The 16,740-nt window shown below is 63.7% G+C and carries 15 protein-coding genes and 1 pseudogene; 5 read left to right on the plus strand and 11 right to left on the minus strand.

Annotated features, from left to right (window positions below; translation table 11 throughout):
• From FJ867_RS26600 to FJ867_RS26620, 5 genes and pseudogenes are all read right to left on the minus strand, one after another.
• Nucleotides 1–143: pseudogene (locus tag FJ867_RS26600) on the minus strand (S-(hydroxymethyl)glutathione dehydrogenase); the annotation flags it as partial.
• Nucleotides 144–200: 57 nt separating this feature from the next.
• Nucleotides 201–848 carry a glutathione S-transferase gene (locus FJ867_RS26605; RefSeq protein WP_140564393.1) on the minus strand — a complete coding sequence of 216 codons (648 nt, stop codon included), beginning with the start codon at nucleotides 846–848 and terminating at the stop codon, nucleotides 201–203.
• Between the two features lie 9 nt (nucleotides 849–857).
• A complete protein-coding gene (locus tag FJ867_RS26610) occupies nucleotides 858–2,624 on the minus strand; it encodes a Rieske 2Fe-2S domain-containing protein (RefSeq protein ID WP_140819010.1) in 1,767 nt (588 codons plus the stop codon).
• Nucleotides 2,625–2,645: 21 nt separating this feature from the next.
• Nucleotides 2,646–3,536 carry an aromatic ring-hydroxylating dioxygenase subunit alpha gene (locus FJ867_RS26615; RefSeq protein ID WP_140561634.1) on the minus strand — a complete coding sequence of 297 codons (891 nt, stop codon included), beginning with the start codon at nucleotides 3,534–3,536 and terminating at the stop codon, nucleotides 2,646–2,648.
• A gap of 31 nt (nucleotides 3,537–3,567) precedes the next feature.
• Nucleotides 3,568–4,425, minus strand: coding sequence for an aromatic ring-hydroxylating dioxygenase subunit alpha (locus FJ867_RS26620; protein WP_140628962.1), 858 nt, complete (start codon nucleotides 4,423–4,425; stop codon nucleotides 3,568–3,570).
• A 249-nt stretch (nucleotides 4,426–4,674) separates the two neighbouring features.
• Here FJ867_RS26620 and FJ867_RS26625 point away from each other — a divergent pair, with 249 nt between their 5' ends.
• From FJ867_RS26625 to FJ867_RS26645, 5 genes are all read left to right on the plus strand, one after another.
• Nucleotides 4,675–5,508 carry a GntR family transcriptional regulator gene (locus FJ867_RS26625; RefSeq protein ID WP_140497518.1) on the plus strand — a complete coding sequence of 278 codons (834 nt, stop codon included), beginning with the start codon at nucleotides 4,675–4,677 and terminating at the stop codon, nucleotides 5,506–5,508.
• Nucleotides 5,505–6,599, plus strand: coding sequence for a BMP family ABC transporter substrate-binding protein (locus FJ867_RS26630; RefSeq protein WP_140819012.1), 1,095 nt, complete (start codon nucleotides 5,505–5,507; stop codon nucleotides 6,597–6,599). Before FJ867_RS26625 ends, FJ867_RS26630 begins: the two co-directional genes overlap by 4 nt.
• Nucleotides 6,600–6,697: 98 nt before the next feature.
• Nucleotides 6,698–8,245, plus strand: a complete 1,548-nt coding sequence (locus tag FJ867_RS26635; protein ID WP_140685206.1) for an ABC transporter ATP-binding protein — start codon at nucleotides 6,698–6,700, stop codon at nucleotides 8,243–8,245.
• Nucleotides 8,229–9,323: an ABC transporter permease gene (locus FJ867_RS26640; protein WP_140497512.1), complete on the plus strand. Its 1,095-nt coding sequence runs from the start codon at nucleotides 8,229–8,231 to the stop codon at nucleotides 9,321–9,323. The genes FJ867_RS26635 and FJ867_RS26640 overlap by 17 nt, the downstream gene beginning before the upstream one ends.
• A gap of 31 nt (nucleotides 9,324–9,354) precedes the next feature.
• On the plus strand, nucleotides 9,355–10,275 hold the full coding sequence (locus tag FJ867_RS26645; RefSeq protein ID WP_140515241.1) for an ABC transporter permease: 921 nt from the start codon (nucleotides 9,355–9,357) through the stop codon (nucleotides 10,273–10,275).
• A gap of 14 nt (nucleotides 10,276–10,289) precedes the next feature.
• Here FJ867_RS26645 and FJ867_RS26650 read toward each other — a convergent pair whose 3' ends face one another.
• The 6 genes from FJ867_RS26650 to FJ867_RS26675 are packed head-to-tail and all read right to left on the minus strand — an operon-like array spanning nucleotide 10,290 to nucleotide 16,740.
• The gene (locus FJ867_RS26650; protein WP_140497508.1) at nucleotides 10,290–11,132 is read right to left on the minus strand and encodes an SMP-30/gluconolactonase/LRE family protein; all 843 of its coding nucleotides are present in this window, start codon (nucleotides 11,130–11,132) and stop codon (nucleotides 10,290–10,292) included.
• A 6-nt stretch (nucleotides 11,133–11,138) separates the two neighbouring features.
• A complete protein-coding gene (locus tag FJ867_RS26655) occupies nucleotides 11,139–12,926 on the minus strand; it encodes a CoA-transferase (protein WP_140819013.1) in 1,788 nt (595 codons plus the stop codon).
• On the minus strand, nucleotides 12,923–13,939 hold the full coding sequence (locus FJ867_RS26660; RefSeq protein WP_140525107.1) for a hypothetical protein: 1,017 nt from the start codon (nucleotides 13,937–13,939) through the stop codon (nucleotides 12,923–12,925). The genes FJ867_RS26655 and FJ867_RS26660 overlap by 4 nt, the downstream gene beginning before the upstream one ends.
• The gene (locus FJ867_RS26665) at nucleotides 13,936–14,724 is read right to left on the minus strand and encodes an enoyl-CoA hydratase/isomerase family protein (RefSeq protein ID WP_140497502.1); all 789 of its coding nucleotides are present in this window, start codon (nucleotides 14,722–14,724) and stop codon (nucleotides 13,936–13,938) included. The genes FJ867_RS26660 and FJ867_RS26665 overlap by 4 nt, the downstream gene beginning before the upstream one ends.
• 2 nt (nucleotides 14,725–14,726) lie before the next feature.
• The gene (locus tag FJ867_RS26670) at nucleotides 14,727–15,932 is read right to left on the minus strand and encodes a CaiB/BaiF CoA-transferase family protein (protein ID WP_140564401.1); all 1,206 of its coding nucleotides are present in this window, start codon (nucleotides 15,930–15,932) and stop codon (nucleotides 14,727–14,729) included.
• 22 nt (nucleotides 15,933–15,954) lie between these two features.
• Entirely contained in the window at nucleotides 15,955–16,740 is a 786-nt protein-coding gene (locus FJ867_RS26675; protein ID WP_140497497.1) for an SDR family oxidoreductase, read from the minus strand.

Below are 16,740 nucleotides of genomic sequence, written 5' to 3' on the forward strand. Positions count from 1 at the left end.
GACAGCGTGAACTCGTCGGTGTGGCAGATGCCGGTCGCCTTGATCTCGACCAGCACCTCGCCCTCGCGCGGGCCGTCAAGGTCGACCTCCATGATCTCAAGCGGCTTTCCGGCAGCAACGGCAACAGCGGCGCGGGTTTTCATTTCTTTCTCCCAAACTTGCTTGCCGGGACGATCGATCGCCCGGCGTTGCGATAGAAATCATGCGGCCTTGGCCGGCCCCGCCGGGAACACGCCCGACATCACGGTAAAGCCTTTGATGCGTTTGACACGATCGCACCAACGCCGGATGGCGGGATAGTCCTGGCGCGTAATGCCGCCCTCCTCCGACAGCATGATGTAGGGAAAGCAGGCAATATCGGCGATGGTCGGATGATCGGCCGAGCAGATCCAGCCGCGGCCCTGCTGCTCGCCGAACCACAGATGCTCGTCGAGGATACGGAACAGCCGGTGCGCGCCGGCGCGTGCGGCATCGATGTCGAAATCGTAGAACAGCGCGTCGTGCAGGCGGGCGGCCGACGCCGTCGAAGTGATGCCGTCGGCGAAGGCCAGCCACTGGCTGATCTCGCCGAGCAGGGCCGGTCTGTTCCGGGGATACCATGTGCTCGACGGATCGTATTTCGACGCGAGGTAGACCAGGATCGCCTGGGCGTCGCGCAGGATCAGCCCTTCATCCTCGATAACCGGCAGTTGGCCGAGCGGATTGAGCTTCAGGAACCATTCCGACTTGTGTTCGCGGCCGGGGTAGAAGTCGACCGGCACTGTCTTGTAGTCGATGCCGAGAAAACTCATCAGCAGCCGCAGCTTGTAACAATTGCCCGAAAGTTCGTAATCGTAAAGCGTGATCATCGGGAGTTCCTAAACGTCGAGCACGAGGCGTGCCGATTTGGCGCGCGAGACGCAGGTCATGATCCTGGTTCCGGCCTTGCGCTCGGCATCGTTGAGGTAGACGTCCTGATGGTCCGGCTCGCCTTCGATCACGGTGGCGACGCAGGTGCCGCATGCGCCCTGCTCGCAGGACGACGGAACATCGATGCCATTCTCGCGCATGACCTGCATGATCGTCTTGCCGCCCGGCACTTGCAGCGTTACGCAGGAGCGCGCCAGCGCTACTTCGAAGCTCGAACTGTCGTCGATCTTGTTGGTGTTCTTGAAATATTCGAAATGGATGGCGGTATCCGGCCAGCCTTGCTCGGCGGCGATCTTGCGCGCGGCTTCCAGCATCGGTCCGGGACCGCAGATATAGAGATGCATGCCGTCCCGGTAACCGGCGAGAATCCCTCGAAGCTCGGCGCCGGTCGCGTCCGGCGACAGCCCGAGATGCGGCTTCAGCGCATCGCCGAGATGCTTCAGCCGATCGGCGAAAGCGAGGTGTTCCTGCCCTTGCGCAAAATAGTGCAGCTCGTGCGCCAGCTCCTGGTTCTTCAGCGCCTGCGCCATTGCGAGCAGCGGCGTGATGCCGATGCCGCCGGCGACGAACAGCGTCTTGATCGCGTCACGGCGCAGCGGGAAATTGTTGCGCGGCTCGGAGATCGCCAGCACGTCGCCCTCGCGGACTGTCTCATGCATGCATTTGGAGCCGCCCTTCGAATCCCGCTCCAGCTTGACGCCGATGATGAAGCTGTCGGTTTCACCAGGGCCGTTGGTGATCGAATACTGCCTGATCTCGCCATTGGGCATATGGACGTCGATATGGGCCCCAGGCTGGAACGTCGGCAGGATGCCCTTGATCGGGCGGAGCTCGAAACCGGCAACGCCGTCGGCCGCCTGCCATTTCCTGGCCACGCTGACGCGCAGCGCCGCCTTGCGGCCATGCGCGGTCACCTCGGGCATTTCGGCGAGTTCGGCCGACACCCTTTCGTAGATCGGCTCGATCGGCGCGGGCGCCGGTGCGTTCGCGACGTCGCGCTCGACCTCGTCGCGCAGCTTGGAAAGCCGCTCATTGTGGTGGCGCAGGATGGCGATGCGGGTGGCCCCTTCGGCCTCCTGATCGAGCACGCCACGGATCACCGAACGGTTTGAATCAACCGGCTGCACGAAGAACACGCCGCGCGTCTCGGCACCACCATCGCGCGAGTGCAGCGCCACGGCAAAATCCCGCGCGGCCTCGATGATGGTTTCCGCGCCCTCGCCTTCGATCGCTGCGTTGGGCTGAAAGCGATAGGCCTTCAGCCTTTCGACGACCTTGTCGGCCGGCGCGTTGACCGCGATGCCGCGCAAGGCGAGCAGCTTGCCTTCGGTCAGCGCGGCAACATCCGGCACCTCGCCGCGAGGCTCCTCGGAGGACCAGACCAAGCCGTAGCGCTCGACCCCGGGGAAGGTGCGGTTGGTGATGGTGCGGGCCGGTGCGTCGGCAGGATGCGCGGGAATGTAGGTGCAGCCGGCGGTGCGGTTCGAATAACGCCAGCCGTGATATTGGCACTTCAGCTCGCGCCCGTCATTGATGCCTATCGACAGCCTGACGCCGCGATGCAGGCAGCGGTTTTCCCAGATGTTGACGTAGCCGTCATCGGCACGCCAGACGGCGAATTCCCGGCCGAGCAATTGACCATGGAAAACGTGGCGGTACGGCAAATCATGGGAAGCGGCGATCGGATGCCACTGGCTTCTGGCTTCTTCCAACATCAATCGTCTCCAAGAATCTCGTCAGGCCGCAACCGGAATGACACCGTAGGTCACGCCCTTCTGACTGAGCCAGCGCCGGTAGGCGATGGCCGACTTGTCGGCCCGGATGGGCGTTTCGGCGCGCGGATCGAGCGGCAGGCGTTTGGGCACCTGGTTTTCCAGGATCGGCTTGTCCTGGCCGAAGATCGTCTGCTGAAAGCGCTTGATCACCTTGTCTTCGTTGTCTTCGTCGAGCACGCAAAGCAGCATGTGGGCGCGCACGTGCTCCTGGTCGACCGGCTGCAGGAAGATGGCGATGACGTCGCGCCGTGCCTCGTCGACCGGGCTCGATTTGTAGAGCACGGAGCAATAGGGATGCGGCACGCGATAGACATAGTCCACGTCGGCGCCGCCACCGGAAGCGGTCGAAGCCATCGGCTGGAAGAAGCGGCAGCGCGTGGCCAGGATCTCGTCACGATCTACCGAGATCTCGACGTCGTATTCCTTGACCTCAGTGTGCGGCTCGACGCCCAATATGTCGGTATGCACATAGGGAAAGTGACCCATGTCGAGAAAGTTCTCGATGGCGCGCGGTGCCGAGACGTTGACGCCAAACGTGGCCGCGTTGAGCTTGCGGCGGTCCGGCTCTTCATATTCCGGGATCGGAAACAGCTCGGCCGGTGGCGAGCCGAGCGAAGTCCAGACATAGCCGTAGGCGCTTCTTGCCGGCAGCCTGTCGGCGGCTGGAATACGATCAACTCCTTGTACATCGGGACGTGAGCGCCAGACGACGGGCTCACCATCCACGTCGACCGCGAAGCTGAGCCGCTCCTCGAGCAGAATGGTGTCCTGGACACCGCCGGGAACGGTCTCGGCGATCGCCCCTACGGGATGCCAGAGATTGAGGATCACGGGATCCGAGCATTTTGTCATCGTTTTATCCTTTGGATGCCCCCAGACGTCATCAGGCTTGTGCCGGTATCGCGCCATAGGTGACGGCCCGATCACGCAACCAGCGCCGGTAGGAAACCGACACGGCATCGGCACGGATCGGGGTCTCGGCACGCGGATCGAGCGGCAGGCGCTTGGGTACCTGGTTCTCCAGGATCGGTTTGTCCTGGGCGAAGATCAATTGCATGAAGCTGCGCACCGTTGCCGCCTCCATGCCTTCCTTAAGATAGCAGAGGTAAGGATGCGCGATGCAGTTTTCCTCGTCCACCGGCTGCACGAACAGGGTAATGACGTCGAGCCGGTCCTTCTGGATCGGGTTGCTCTTGTAGAGAGCCACCGTGTAGGGCCGAATCACCCTGTAGATGTAGTCGACGACAAAGCCTTCCTTGGCGGTCGGCGAAGCCACCGGCTGATAGAATTTGCATTCGGTCGCCAGCACCTCGTCCTGCGCTGTGATCTCAACCTTGTAGGGCGCGACCTCGGTATGCGGCTCCTCGCCGAGCCAGCCGGTATGAATGAAGGGGAAATGCCCCATATCGAGAAAATTCTCGACCGCGCGGAGGCCCGACACCTTGACCGCGATCGAACCGCCGCTGACCAGATGCCGGTCTGCCTCATTGGCCTCAGGGATATAGATGATGTCGCGCCAGGGCTTGTCCAGGCAGGTCCAGATGAAGCCATAACGCTGGGCGCTTTTCAGCGTGGCGCCCGTATCGCTGCGAACGACTTCAATCTTGTTTGAACACTTGTGAACGGAGAGAGCGACCCCAAGCAGGCATGTGGCAAACCGCGTATCCTGGCTTAGCGATTCCTGATCCGCGACGATGTGCCAGTCGTTCAAAAGCTCGCGGTCAACGCAACGGGTTGCCATCGGCTTCCCTCCCAACTCGGCTAGCCCTTCACCATGAACCTAGCCCGACGTTTCGGGACGACGAAACCACAAGATTGGATACCAATCAACATTTTTTTGTCGTCCAAAATCCTTTTTTGTGTTGACAGATTATGATGATTGAATTCCGATATGAGAAAGCTGAACCTGGGATATGTCATGTCCTGACGAGGCATGTCGCCATCACGAAAGCCCGCTGATCATGTCGTCGAAATGGCGGAGAACCATGCCTTGAGCAGCCGTTCCCAGACCATCGCGGATACGCTGACCCGCGCCATCATCGACCATCGCCTCGTGCCCGGCTGCAAGCTCGGCGAACGCGAACTCTCCGAAATATTCAACGTGAGCCGCATCGTGGTGCGCCAGGCCCTGATCCGGCTCGCCGATGACGGGCTGGCCCAGATCGAACGCAACCGCGGTGCCTTCGTCGCCAAGCCGAGCATGCAGGAGGCGATGGAGATCTACGACGCGTTGACGCTCGTCGAACAGGGCGTCGCAGCACAGCTCAGCGATCGCCTTGGGCCGGCCGGCTGGGCCGAACTGCGCCAGCATGTCGAGCGCCAGCGCCAAGCTGTTGCCGCCGGCAACGATGCGCTGGCCGACGTGCTGGGCCAAGAGTTCCATACCGTGTTCGTACGCCTCAGCCGCAACAAGGTCATGCAGGAAATCCACGCGCAGCTGGTGCGCCGCACGACGCTGCTGCGCTCCCTCATTTCAGCCGATTTCGACTATTGCAATCTGCTGGACGACCACTCGCGGGTCGTCGACCTGCTGGAGAAGGGCCGGCTGAAACCGGCCATGGACCTGATCGACACCCACCACCGCGCGGTGGTGCGCGGCTACATCATGGATCGCGCAGTGTTTCCAGAGATGACGCCTGCCGAAGCGCTAGCGCCCTATCTCGACGGCAAGGCCGACGGCGCGACTGTGCCGCTGCGAAGATTGTCGAATGCATCCGGCGGCGGCGACGCGGCAACGCATCTCCACCTCCATATCCCCAGAACAGACCGAGCACCGACAAGCCGGGCATCAACAAAAAAGACCAACAGAGGGCTACCATCATGAAGAAACTGACGAGACGTGAATTCCTGAAACACAGCGGCGCGGCCGGCGCGGCTCTTGGCGCGGGAGCGCTGAGCACCATCGCACAGGCGCAGGAGGTGCTGAAGATCGGTGCCGTCTACGTCTCGCCGGTCGCCGAGATCGGCTGGACCAAGCAGCACAGCCTCGGCGTCGAGGCCATCAAGGCCGAATTCGGCGACAAGGTCGAGCTCACCGTCGTCGACAACATCTTCATGCCGCAGGACGCCGAGCGTGTCTTCCGCGAACTGGCCAGCGCCGGCAACAGGCTGATCTTCGGCACAAGCTTTTCGCATGGAACGCCGATGCAGAAGGTGGCGCCGCGCTTTCCCAAGGTGGCGTTCGAACACTGCTCAGGCATCGTCCACCTAGCCAATCTGGGAACCTTCGAAGCGAAATATTACGAAGGCACCTTCGTCGCCGGCGCGGCGGGCGGCTACATGTCCAAATCGGGCAAGATCGGTTTCATCGGCGGCTTTCCGATCCCCGACATCGTCGGTCCGGCAAATGCGCTGCTGCTTGGCGCGCAGAGCGTCAATCCAAACGCGACCTGCAACACCATCTTCCTGAATTCCTGGTTCGACCCGGGCAAGGAGAAGGAGGCGGCCAAGACGCTGATCTCTCAAGGCTGCGACGTGGTCTGCTCGATGACGGACACCGCGACCGGCGTACAGGTCGCCGGCGAAGGTGGCGCCTGGTCGATCGGCTATGCCAGCGACATGTCGAAATTCGCCTCGGGCAAGCAGCTGACCTCTTTCGTTCTCGATTGGACCAGCGACTATGTCGGCGCAGCCAAGGCCGTGGCCGCCGGTACCTGGAAGCCGGAAGTCCGCTGGGACGGATTGGCGGCCGGGGTGGTGAAAATGGCCCCCTACAATGAGGGTATCCCCGCCGATGCGCGCGCCAAGCTCAAGCAGCTCGAGGCCGACATCGGCAGCGGCAAGCTTCATCCCTACGCCGGGGAGCTGAAGGATCAGGACGGCAACGTCAAGGTTGCCGCCGGTTCGGTTCTGGCCGATGACGACATTCGCGGCATGAACTGGTTCGTGAAGGGGATGATCGGCAGGCTGAGCTGATCACCGTAAAAGTGCCGGGAGACGCCCAAGTCCATACCTTCGGCGTCTCCTTGCCTGGTTCCCGTCCAACCTCGCTTCACGCCACGGCAGGACCCGCCATGCATCCGCGACTAGAACTGCGCAACATCTGCAAGCGCTATCCCGGCGTCGTCGCCAATGACGATGTGTCGCTGTCGATTCAACCCGGCGAGATCCATGCCGTGCTGGGCGAAAACGGCGCCGGCAAATCCACCCTGATGAAAATCATCTATGGGGCGACGCAAGCCGATTCCGGCGAGATCTTTTGCGACGGCAATCCGATCGCCACGCACACCCCGGCGATGTCGCGCGCACTCGGCATCGAAATGGTCTATCAGCATTTCGCGCTGTTCGAATCCGTTTCGGTGGTCGAGAACATAGCGCTCTCGGCAAGCAGCGCATACGACCTGCCTTCGCTCGCCGACAAGATCCGCGATCTGTCGCGCCGCTACGGCATGCCCATCGACCCGCATCGCCAGGTGCACGACCTGTCGGTCGGCGAGCGCCAGCGCGTCGAGATCGTGCGCTGCCTGCTGCAGGGGCCGAAACTGCTGATCCTCGACGAGCCGACCTCGGTACTGACGCCGCAGGCGGTGGTGAAGCTGTTCGAGACGCTCCGCCAACTTGCCGCCGAGGGCTGCAGCATCGTCTATATCAGCCACAAGCTCGACGAGGTCCAGGAGCTCTGCGACACCGCCACCGTGCTGCGCAACGGCAAGGTCACCGGTACCGCGCGTCCGAAGGAGACGACGTCGCTGGAGCTTGCCCGCATGATGGTGGGTTCGAAGCTGCCTGAAATGCATGTCGGCCCGCCGACGCCAAGCGACAGACCGGTGCTCGAGGTCAACAGACTTACGGTGAAGTCCCGGGATCATTTCGGCGTCGACCTGAAGGACATTTCTTTCAAGGTGCATGGCGGCGAGATTGTCGGCCTGGCCGGGGTTTCCGGCAATGGCCAGGCCGAGCTGATCGCCTTGCTCAGCGGCGAGCGCACGCATGAGCGCAGCGACGCCATCCGGATTTGCGGAACCGGCGCAGCCCGCCTTCGCCCGCACGAGCGCCGCAAGCTCGGCGTCGCCTTCGTTCCCGAAGAGCGGCTCGGGCGCGGCGCCGTGCCCTCGCACACGCTGTGGGAGAATGCGGTGCTGACCGCGCACCGCTTCGGCACGGTGCGCAACGGGCTGGTCGACCGGCGCCGGGCCAAGGCGTTCGCCGCCGGCATAATCGATAGGTTCAAGGTCAAGGCCAACGGGCCGGAGGCGACCGCGCAAAGCCTGTCCGGCGGCAATCTGCAGAAATTCATCGTCGGGCGTGAGATCGCGCTCCAGCCGAAGCTCCTCCTGGTGTCTCAGCCGACCTGGGGGGTCGATGTCGGCGCGAGCGCCTTCATCCGGCAGACCATCGTCGATCTCAGCCGCGCCGGCGCGGCGGTGCTCGTCGTCTCCGAGGAACTCGACGAGTTGTTCGAGATCTGCGACCGGCTGCTGGTCATTTGCCAAGGGAAGGTTTCCCCACCGCTGGCGCGCAAGACGACCGATCGCGAGGAGATCGGACTTCTGATGACGGGCCGCGGCATGAGCGACGGCGCATTGGCAAATGGGGGTGGCAACAATGCGCTTCAGGATTGAACAAAGGCCGGAGCCCTCCTCGCTGATGCGCGTCGCCGCGCCCGCACTGGCGACCCTGTTGACCGTCATCGTCGGATCGATTTTCTTCGCCTCCCTCGGACATGATCCGCTGGCGACCCTCCATGCCTTCTTCATCGAGCCGCTCTCTTCCATGAACGGCCTGTCCGAATGGCTGCTCAAGGCCTCGCCGCTGATCCTCATCGCTTGCGGGCTGGCGGTCGGCTTCCGCGCCAATGTCTGGAATATCGGCGCCGAGGGCCAGTTCACCATGGGGGCAATCGCGGCCAGCGGCGTGGGGCTTTTCTGGCCGAACCCCGAAAGCGTGCTGCTGTTGCCGCTGATGTTCATCGCAGGCATGGGCGCCGGCATGGCCTGGGCGGCAATCCCCGCCTTTCTGCGCGCCCGCATGAACACCAACGAGATCCTGGTCACGCTGATGATGACCTATATCGCGACGCTGTTCCTGTCCTATCTCGTGCACGGACCGTGGCGCGATCCGGCCGGCTTCAACTATCCGCAGACGGCACTTCTGCCGACGGCGGCCCTGTTCGAATCCTTTGACCCCGCCTATCGGCTCAACCCGTCGATCTTCATCACGGTCGTCGCCGTGCTCCTGATGTGGCTGTTCACCGACCGCAGCTTTCTCGGCTACAAGATGTCGGTGAGCGGGGCTGCACCGCTTGCCGCCCGCTATGCCGGCTTTCGCGAATCGGCTGCGGTCTGGATCGGACTGCTGGCGGGAGGTGCCGCGGCCGGCATTGCCGGCATGGCGGAAGCCGCCGGGCCGCTCGGGCAGCTCTCGCCTCAGATTTCGCCAGGCTACGGCTTCGCGGCCATCATCGTTGCCTTCGTCGGACGGCTGAACGCGTTCGGCATCGTGCTTGGCGGGCTGTTGATGTCGCTGCTTTTCCTCGGCGGCGAAGGTGTGCAGATGACGCTCGGACTGCCTTCGGCCCTGACGCGGATCTTCCAGGGCATCCTGTTGTTCTTCCTGCTCGCCGCCGACTTCTTCATCTTCTATCGCGTTCGACTGGTGCGACCCGTCCGGGACACGCATGCGCTGGAGACGGCACGATGAGCGGATTTCGGATCGTGCGGGAGACAGCCTGATGGATCTGTTCATCGCCATCTTCACCGGCACCGTCATTGCCGCCACACCGCTGATATTCGCCGCGCTCGGCGAGCTCGTGGTGGAGAAGTCGGGTGTCCTCAATCTCGGCATCGAAGGCATGATGCTGATGGGCGCCGCATTGGCATTCTGGGCCGTCACCGCGGGCTATCCGATGCCTGTGGCGATCCTGGCCGGCGCGTTGGCGGGTGCGGCCGCCTCGCTGCTGTTCGGCGTTCTGGCGCTGACGTTCCTGACCAACCAATATGCAGCCGGCCTGGCGCTGGCGATCTTCGGTTCGGGCGTCTCCGCCTTCCTCGGGCGCGGCTTCGGCAGCGAGCCGATCGAGGCACTGCGCCGCCTCGACATCCCCGTTCTGTCCGATCTGCCGCTGATCGGTCCGCTACTGTTCCGCTTCGATCCGATGGTCTATCTGGCCCTGCTGATGTTCGTCGCCATCAGTTGGTTTCTCTACCGCACGAAAGCTGGCCTGGTGCTGCGCACGATCGGCGAGTCGCCGCAGACGTCGCATGCGATCGGCTATCCCGTGATCAGGATCCGCTACATGGCCGTGCTGTTCGGCGGGCTGATGGCAGGCCTGGCAGGCGCCTATTTGTCGGTCGCCTACACGCCGCTCTGGGTCGAGAACATGACTGCCGGCAAGGGTTGGATCGCGCTTGCGCTGGTGGTCTTCGCCACCTGGCGGCCGCTGCGCATCCTGCTTGGCGCGTGGCTGTTCGGCGGGATGACGATCCTTCAGTTGCAAGGTCAGGCGCTGGGGCTGGACGTGCCATCCGAACTGCTCTCGGCCCTGCCTTATCTCGCCACCATCATCGTTCTGGTGCTGATCTCACGAAACCGCCAGATGCTGGCCCTGCACTTCCCGGCCTCGCTGGCAAAACCCTTTCGCCCGACGAGTTGACCTTCTGCGAAATGCTACTTCCCTTGCTGGAGAAGGCTCAAGTCGATCTCGGTAATATGCCAGCGACCCAGATTGGCGGTATAGAGCTTGTCGCCCTTGAAGGCGATGTTGGTGGGGTGCGCCAGCGTGGTTGCGGCGGGATCCTCGATCAGCACTTCGAGACCTTTGTCCTTTTGCCAGCGATAAATACGGCTGGGCTCATAACATGAGATGAACAATGAGCCGTCAGGCGCAAAGGCCACTCCGTCCGGAACATTGTGCACGCCCTCGACGACGATCTCACGAGCCCCCGCCGATCCGTCAGCAAGGATCGGCACATAGCTGATGCAGGGTGCGTCGCTTTCCACGACATAGAGGCCGTTGCCGTCCGGCGCCATCGCCATGCCGTTGGCGAACGACATCGCCTCCCGGCACCACAGGCCGCCCTCGCCCGTCTTGAGATCGTAGCGGAAGATGCCCGAGCGATTGTCCTGGCCAACGCTGTCCGAAACGAAGAGCCAACCCCTCGCCTCGTCGACGATCGGGTAATTCGGCACGCGAATGCCGGCCGACGCGAAGCGCTCCATGCGCGCTGTCGCGGCATCCCAGCGGAAAATCGCGGCATGCCTGAGGTCGCAGGCAAAGCAGTTTCCCGCGCTGTCGAAAGCGATGCCGAGCAGAAAACCGTCGGTGCCGCCCATGCGCCCGACCGAGCCGCCATCGGCGGCCAGCCGCAGCAGGTCGCCGGTTTCGGTGCCACACCAGATCGAGCCATCGCGGTGAACGGCCACGCCCTCCGGATGCGCGACGCGCGGGCTGGTGAAGATGCCGTCGAAGAAAACGCGCGCGGCTGACATGTCGAGCAACGGCTTGGCCATGGGATCTCAGCTTTCGACAAGCGCCGTCTGCGCGGTGATGCAGCGTCCGACCATCGCGCGGTCGGCTTCAAGAATCTCGGCGATCAGCGCGCCGCGCTCCTTGGCGCTGACGAATTCCAGACGGCGCAGACCGAGCGGGTCGATGCGGTTTCGCAAGATGGCGAGCGTGCTGTCGGAAGGCAGCGAGACCTCGCGGCAACAGGCGTCGAACGACACCGCAAATCCGGTGGCGTCACGGATCTGCTGCTGCGTGACGCCCGGCATGGTTTCGATGACGATCAATTCCCTCGAAGTCTCGTCGAGCCGGAAGACGCAGAGATCGGTGAAGACCAGCGCCCTGCCGGTGCGATAGCCCATCGGCTCGCGTTCGGCCGCCGTCAGCAGCCCGCGAGCCGAGCTGACGATTTCGACCTCATTCACCAGCGACTGGATCGAGTGGCGGGGGATGTAGAGCAGGTAATCGCGGTGCATGTTGGCGACATCGGCCATGCCGCCTTGCCCCGGCAACCGGATGAGGCCGCCGCTTGGTTTGCGCAGTGCGATCGTGTTGACGCGGCCGCGCCGGTCGACCTGTGCCGCGCCGACGATCTCGTGCGTCACCGCGCCGGCCTGGTAATAGGTCGAGTAGGTGTCGTCGCCGCCGGCATGCGCGACAGCCGTTTCGCAATCGAGGCTTTCGATCAGCGAGAGGATCATCGGGCTTGGCGCGATGTCGAGATGGCCGCAGCTCGTCGTCGCGATGATCATGTCCGGCGCGTGCGTTGCCTTGGCCAGCCGGTAGGCGACGTTGGCCAGCGGCGAGACCGCACCCGCGCTGGCGAAGCTCTCATTGGTGAGTTCGGCGGCGATGCGGGCGGCGATGATCTCGTCAACGGATGCTTTCTCTTCGGCGCGCGCAAGCGCCGGCATGGCAAGCACTGTGTCAGCTCGAACCTTCGCGGCTGTTTGCAACGGCTTCGGCACGCCCTCGGAAGGCGGGCGCAGATTGTCCGCCAAAGGCGTTTGCCGGTCGGCGAACGCCTCCGACAATCGCTGATAATCCGTGACGTAAAACGGCAGGCACGAGGCCGGATAGGCGCCGGCCGGCGCCAGCGCAATCGCCGAAACCTGGTTGCGGGTCAGCACGCTCTGGCGGCCGTCCTGGCGCAGCGTCCCGCCCGGCACGATTTCCTCGACCGTGACCAGCACCTTGCGCGCCGCACCCGCCATGGCGAAGTCCAGCGCGCGGGGCCCGATGATCTGCACATTGCCGCTTTCATCGGCGCGCTGGGCATGGACGACGAATGTGTCGAGCCGCAGCGGCGGGACGAATCCGTTTTCGGTACCGGCAATCGGATCAGGTCTGGCGCTCGCACCCGGCACGCGCGCCAGCATGCCCGATCCCAGCGGAAGCTGGAACGGCATCGAGGGCAGGTTCTGCTGCGCCGCCCGCAGCGCCTGGATCATGGCCAGCGCCGTCCAATCGCGAACCGGTATCGCGCCGCTTTCGGCGGCTGCGCGGAATTTTGGCGGCAAGCCGAAAATGTCGAGGCTGGAGAAACAGAGGTCGATCTCAGCCACGGCATGCGCTTCGAGCAGCAGTTCGAGGGGCAAGCCGCCGGCCCAGCAGATGTAATGCAGATCCTTGACGCCCGACCGGGCTATCGCACGCAGCAATGCGATCGGCAGCCGGGCGAAATGGTGGCCGCCGACACCAAACGATTCGCCATGGCCGACCATCGCGGCCAGTCCTTCGACATCCGTGAAGCGCGGCCGGTTCGGCTTGACCAGGGACATTGCGGCACGGTTCGTCATAGCGCGGATGCCTCGATGCGATAGCGGGTCACGAACTGTTTTTCAGGCGAGAATTCCTGCGCCGTCGCAATGCCGGATTGCGCGATCGGATTGTCGGCCAACGCTGTCGCCGGGCCGAGCCCGAAGGGCGAGCAGATCGGCTCGATGCCGATGGCGACATGGCGCCCGTTCCAGGGTGCTGCTTTGCGGCCACGATTGGAGTACCAGAGCAAAAGGCTCGGGAAATGCTCCTTCTGCCAGGAAAGTTTCACGCGGTACCCGTCCGCATGATTGGCGAGCGCCACCGTGCCATCAAGGCCCTCGATCTGCAACAATTCCTCCGTGTCGGGCACCAGCGGCGGTCGCGAAGCATCAGCCATGCCACCCGCGCGGGCCGGTACGCTCGACAAGTCAGTGAAGGACGCGTTCCGGACGAACAGTTCAGCGCCAGTTTCGACATCGTGTGGATAGGTGCGACCGTGATCGAAGGAACCAAGTTCCAGCGCGGCGGCGCCGATCTCCGCTGGCAGCCGGAACACCGGATGCAAGCCGATCGGCAATCGGCAGGCATGGCGAACGACGATCTTGAATTCAACGTCGACGGCTGGCATCGACGAGTCGGGCGTCACCGTCCGCTCGACACGCCCGACCGGGCTTCCGGCTGGATAGGCGAGTGTCAGTGACAACGATCCTTTGGCGCTCTCGCGCCATTGCCAGTCATGGTTGGAGCTATGGCCATGGGCTTCCTCGCCCTCCTCCGGCGAGCCCATCACCCGAGCCCAGTCCTCGGGCCATCCATCGGCCGGCACCGAATAGCCGAAGGGCACGCAGGGCCATTCGCCGCGCAACCTGCGCAGGATGCCTGGCAGCGCTTGCGCCTGCGGCTCGTTCGACCACGGCGCAATGTGCATCGGCGAAACCTGCCGACCGTCCTCCAGAATGAACGTAACCGGCGCCAGCATCGCGCCAAGCCGCTGGACAGTCAGCGCGCCATGCGCCCAGCCCAATCCGCGATAATCGTCGCCCGCGTTCACGGCCCGCCCTTCTTTGCCTTTGTCGTGCTCCGCTCGGCGAACTCCTTGACGCGCTGCTGGCCGATCTCGCTGCGATAGAGCTCACCCAATATGTCGCGCTCCATGGTGAGCCCATCGTCCAGATCGCCGGACACGGCATGCGCCGTCAGCGCCTTCAGTCCCTCGATTGCGGCAGCAGGCTCGGCGGCGATCATTTCGGCCAGTTCCAGCGCGCGCGGCATCAGCCGGTCGACCTCGACGATCTCGTTGACCAGACCGGCAGCGACGAATTCCGAGGCCGGGACGATGGCGCCGGTCATCAGCAGGAAATTGGCGCGGTTGCGGCCGAGCTTGGCCACGCTGCGTTGCGTGCCGCCGCCGCCGGGGATCAGCCCGAGCTTGATTTCCGGCAGGCCGAGCTTGGCGAATTGGTTGGCGATGACGAGGTCGCAGCACAGCACCAGCTCCATGCCGCCGCCCAGCGCGAAGCCGTTGACCGCCGCGATCACCGGTTTGCGGTTGTTCTCGATGGCCGCGTACATGCGCATGCCGGCAGCTTGGAAAATGTCGAATTCCGGTCCGGTCTGGGCGGCGTATTCCTTGATGTCGGCGCCGGCCATGAAGCCGCGCCCTTCCCCTGTCACCACGATCGCCCCGATGCTTGCATCGCCGGATAGCGACTCGAAGGTTTCAGTGATCTCGCCTTGCATCAGCCGGTTCATGGCGTTGAGCTGATCGGCGCGGCGGAAGGTGACGATCGCGACGCGGCCCGCGGTTTCGACCGTGAGTGTCTGGTAGGCGCGCATCGTCAGGCGGCGTCCACGGTCATGTCACCGGACGCCTCCAATGCGGCGATCTCGTCCTCGGAGAGGCCGAACTCGGCCAGGATCTCGCGGCCGTGCTGGCCGACCAGCGGCGCCGGCCGTTCTATGGTCGCGGGCGTCTCGCTCATCTTGACCGCCGGGGCGACCACCTGCACCTTGCCGCCGCGCGGATGGTCGTAGCTGGTGATCATGCCCATGTGCTTGACCTGCGGGTCCTCAGCGGCGCGGCGGATATCCTTCACCTCGGCGCACCAGATGTCGGCTGCCAGCAGCCGCGCCAACAAATCCTGCGTGGCGAATTTCCTGGTCTCGGCATTCACCTTCTCGAAGACTTCATCGCGCTTGTCGAACAAAGTCTTGAGATCGTCGTAGACGGCAAGCTGCGGCGCCTCCAGCACCTCGTAGAGCGTCTTGAACGGGCTCATGGCGATCGACACGTAGCCGCCGTCGCTGGTCTCGTAGATGCCAAACGGCGCCTGCATGCCGGGATGGCCGATCCCGGAATTCGGCCGCACGAAGTCCTCACCAAGGTTGAGCACCGCGACATATTCCTGGTTGAGGTGCGCCAAAAGGCCGGCCAGCAGGTTGACCTCGATCTTCTGGCCCTTGCCGGTCTTCTCGCGATAATAGAGCGCCGACAGGATGCCGTAGACCATGTTCATGGCGCCGATCTGGTCGGCGAGGCCGGCGCCGGCGGGAACCGGGGCTTGATCGCCGCGGCCGGTGTTGGCGATCAGCCCTGCGAGCCCCTGGATCAGCATGTCCTGGCCGGGGCGCTCGACATAAGGCCCTTCCTCGCCATAGCCCGAGCCCGAGCAATAGATGATGCGCGGATTGACGGTCTTGAAATCCTCATAACCATAGCCGAGCTTGGCCAGCACGCCTGGGCGGAAGTTCTGCACCACCACGTCGGCGCTTTTCGCCATTTCCATGATGATGGCATGCACCTTGCGGCTCTTCAGGTTGAGCGCGATCGAACGCTTGTTGCGGTTCCAGGCGAGGAAGTTCGGGCTCTCCGAGCCGCCGACCCATTTGGCGAAGAAGGTCATGCCACGGAACATGTCGCCGGCGCCGGCGCGCTCGATCTTGATGACATCGGCGCCCATGTCGCCGAGCAGCTGGGTAGCGAACGGCCCCTGCAGCAGATGGCTGAAATCGAGGATGCGGACGCCTTCGAGGGCCTTGTTCATGTCATGTCTCGTTTCAAAATTTTCAAAGCAGTTCGGGAACGTAGCGCGGCGCCGCCGTCAGCCCGCCATCGACGCGCAGGTCGGTGCCGGTGGTGAAGCCGGCGGCATCGGAGGCAAGATAGACGGCGGCCTCGGCCACTTCCGAAGGCTCGCCGATACGGCCGAGCGGATGCATCTTGACCCAGGCCTTGGCAAGATTGCCGCCGATCTCCTTGATGAGTTTGTCGTTCATCGGCGTGTTGATGGTGCCCGGCGAGATCGAATTGACGCGGATGTTCAGCGGCCCGAATTCAACCGCCATCTGGCGTGTCATCGCCATGACCGCGCCCTTGGCACCGGCATAGGCGGTCCAGCCATCAAGCCCGATGTGGCCTTGCGCGGAGGCCATGTTGATGATCGAGCCCGATTTCTGCGCGATCATGTGCGGCAGCGCGTATTTACAGCCGCGAAACACGCTGGTCAGGTTGACTGCTATCAGCCGGTGCCACTGCTCGTCGGTCATCTCGTGCACCGGCATGCCGCCAATGGCAATGGCCGCGTTGTTGACGAGGATGTCGAGGCGTCCCGTCTTTTTGACGGCACTGTCGATGAGGCCTGAAATGTCGGCCTCCTGCGAAACGTCGCAATGCAGATAGTCGGCGCGGTGGCCGGCGGCGCGAAGTGCGGCCGCGAAATCCTCACCAGCGCTGTCGGCGATGTCGCCCAGGAAGACATGCGCCCCTTCGCGCGCCATCGCTTGCGTGATCGCGTGGCCGATCCCGTCGGCCGCACCAGTGATGACGGCGATTTTTGCTTCAAGACGAGCCAT

Source organism: Mesorhizobium sp. B2-5-3 (assembly GCF_006441005.1).
Classification (GTDB): domain Bacteria; phylum Pseudomonadota; class Alphaproteobacteria; order Rhizobiales; family Rhizobiaceae; genus Mesorhizobium.

What these genes read in the sequence shown, in the direction of transcription:
- FJ867_RS26605 (WP_140564393.1), bottom strand. Translation starts at nt 848, where the DNA reads ATGATCACGCTTTACGATTACGAACTTTCGGGCAATTGTTACAAGCTG.
- FJ867_RS26610 (WP_140819010.1), bottom strand. Translation starts at nt 2,624, where the DNA reads ATGTTGGAAGAAGCCAGAAGCCAGTGGCATCCGATCGCCGCTTCCCAT.
- FJ867_RS26615 (WP_140561634.1), bottom strand. Translation starts at nt 3,536, where the DNA reads ATGACAAAATGCTCGGATCCCGTGATCCTCAATCTCTGGCATCCCGTA.
- FJ867_RS26620 (WP_140628962.1), bottom strand. Translation starts at nt 4,425, where the DNA reads ATGGCAACCCGTTGCGTTGACCGCGAGCTTTTGAACGACTGGCACATC.
- FJ867_RS26630 (WP_140819012.1), top strand. Translation starts at nt 5,505, where the DNA reads ATGAAGAAACTGACGAGACGTGAATTCCTGAAACACAGCGGCGCGGCC.
- FJ867_RS26635 (WP_140685206.1), top strand. Translation starts at nt 6,698, where the DNA reads ATGCATCCGCGACTAGAACTGCGCAACATCTGCAAGCGCTATCCCGGC.
- FJ867_RS26640 (WP_140497512.1), top strand. Translation starts at nt 8,229, where the DNA reads ATGCGCTTCAGGATTGAACAAAGGCCGGAGCCCTCCTCGCTGATGCGC.
- FJ867_RS26645 (WP_140515241.1), top strand. Translation starts at nt 9,355, where the DNA reads ATGGATCTGTTCATCGCCATCTTCACCGGCACCGTCATTGCCGCCACA.
- FJ867_RS26650 (WP_140497508.1), bottom strand. Translation starts at nt 11,132, where the DNA reads ATGGCCAAGCCGTTGCTCGACATGTCAGCCGCGCGCGTTTTCTTCGAC.
- FJ867_RS26655 (WP_140819013.1), bottom strand. Translation starts at nt 12,926, where the DNA reads ATGACGAACCGTGCCGCAATGTCCCTGGTCAAGCCGAACCGGCCGCGC.
- FJ867_RS26665 (WP_140497502.1), bottom strand. Translation starts at nt 14,724, where the DNA reads ATGCGCGCCTACCAGACACTCACGGTCGAAACCGCGGGCCGCGTCGCG.
- FJ867_RS26670 (WP_140564401.1), bottom strand. Translation starts at nt 15,932, where the DNA reads ATGAACAAGGCCCTCGAAGGCGTCCGCATCCTCGATTTCAGCCATCTG.
- FJ867_RS26675 (WP_140497497.1), bottom strand. Translation starts at nt 16,740, where the DNA reads ATGGCTCGTCTTGAAGCAAAAATCGCCGTCATCACTGGTGCGGCCGAC.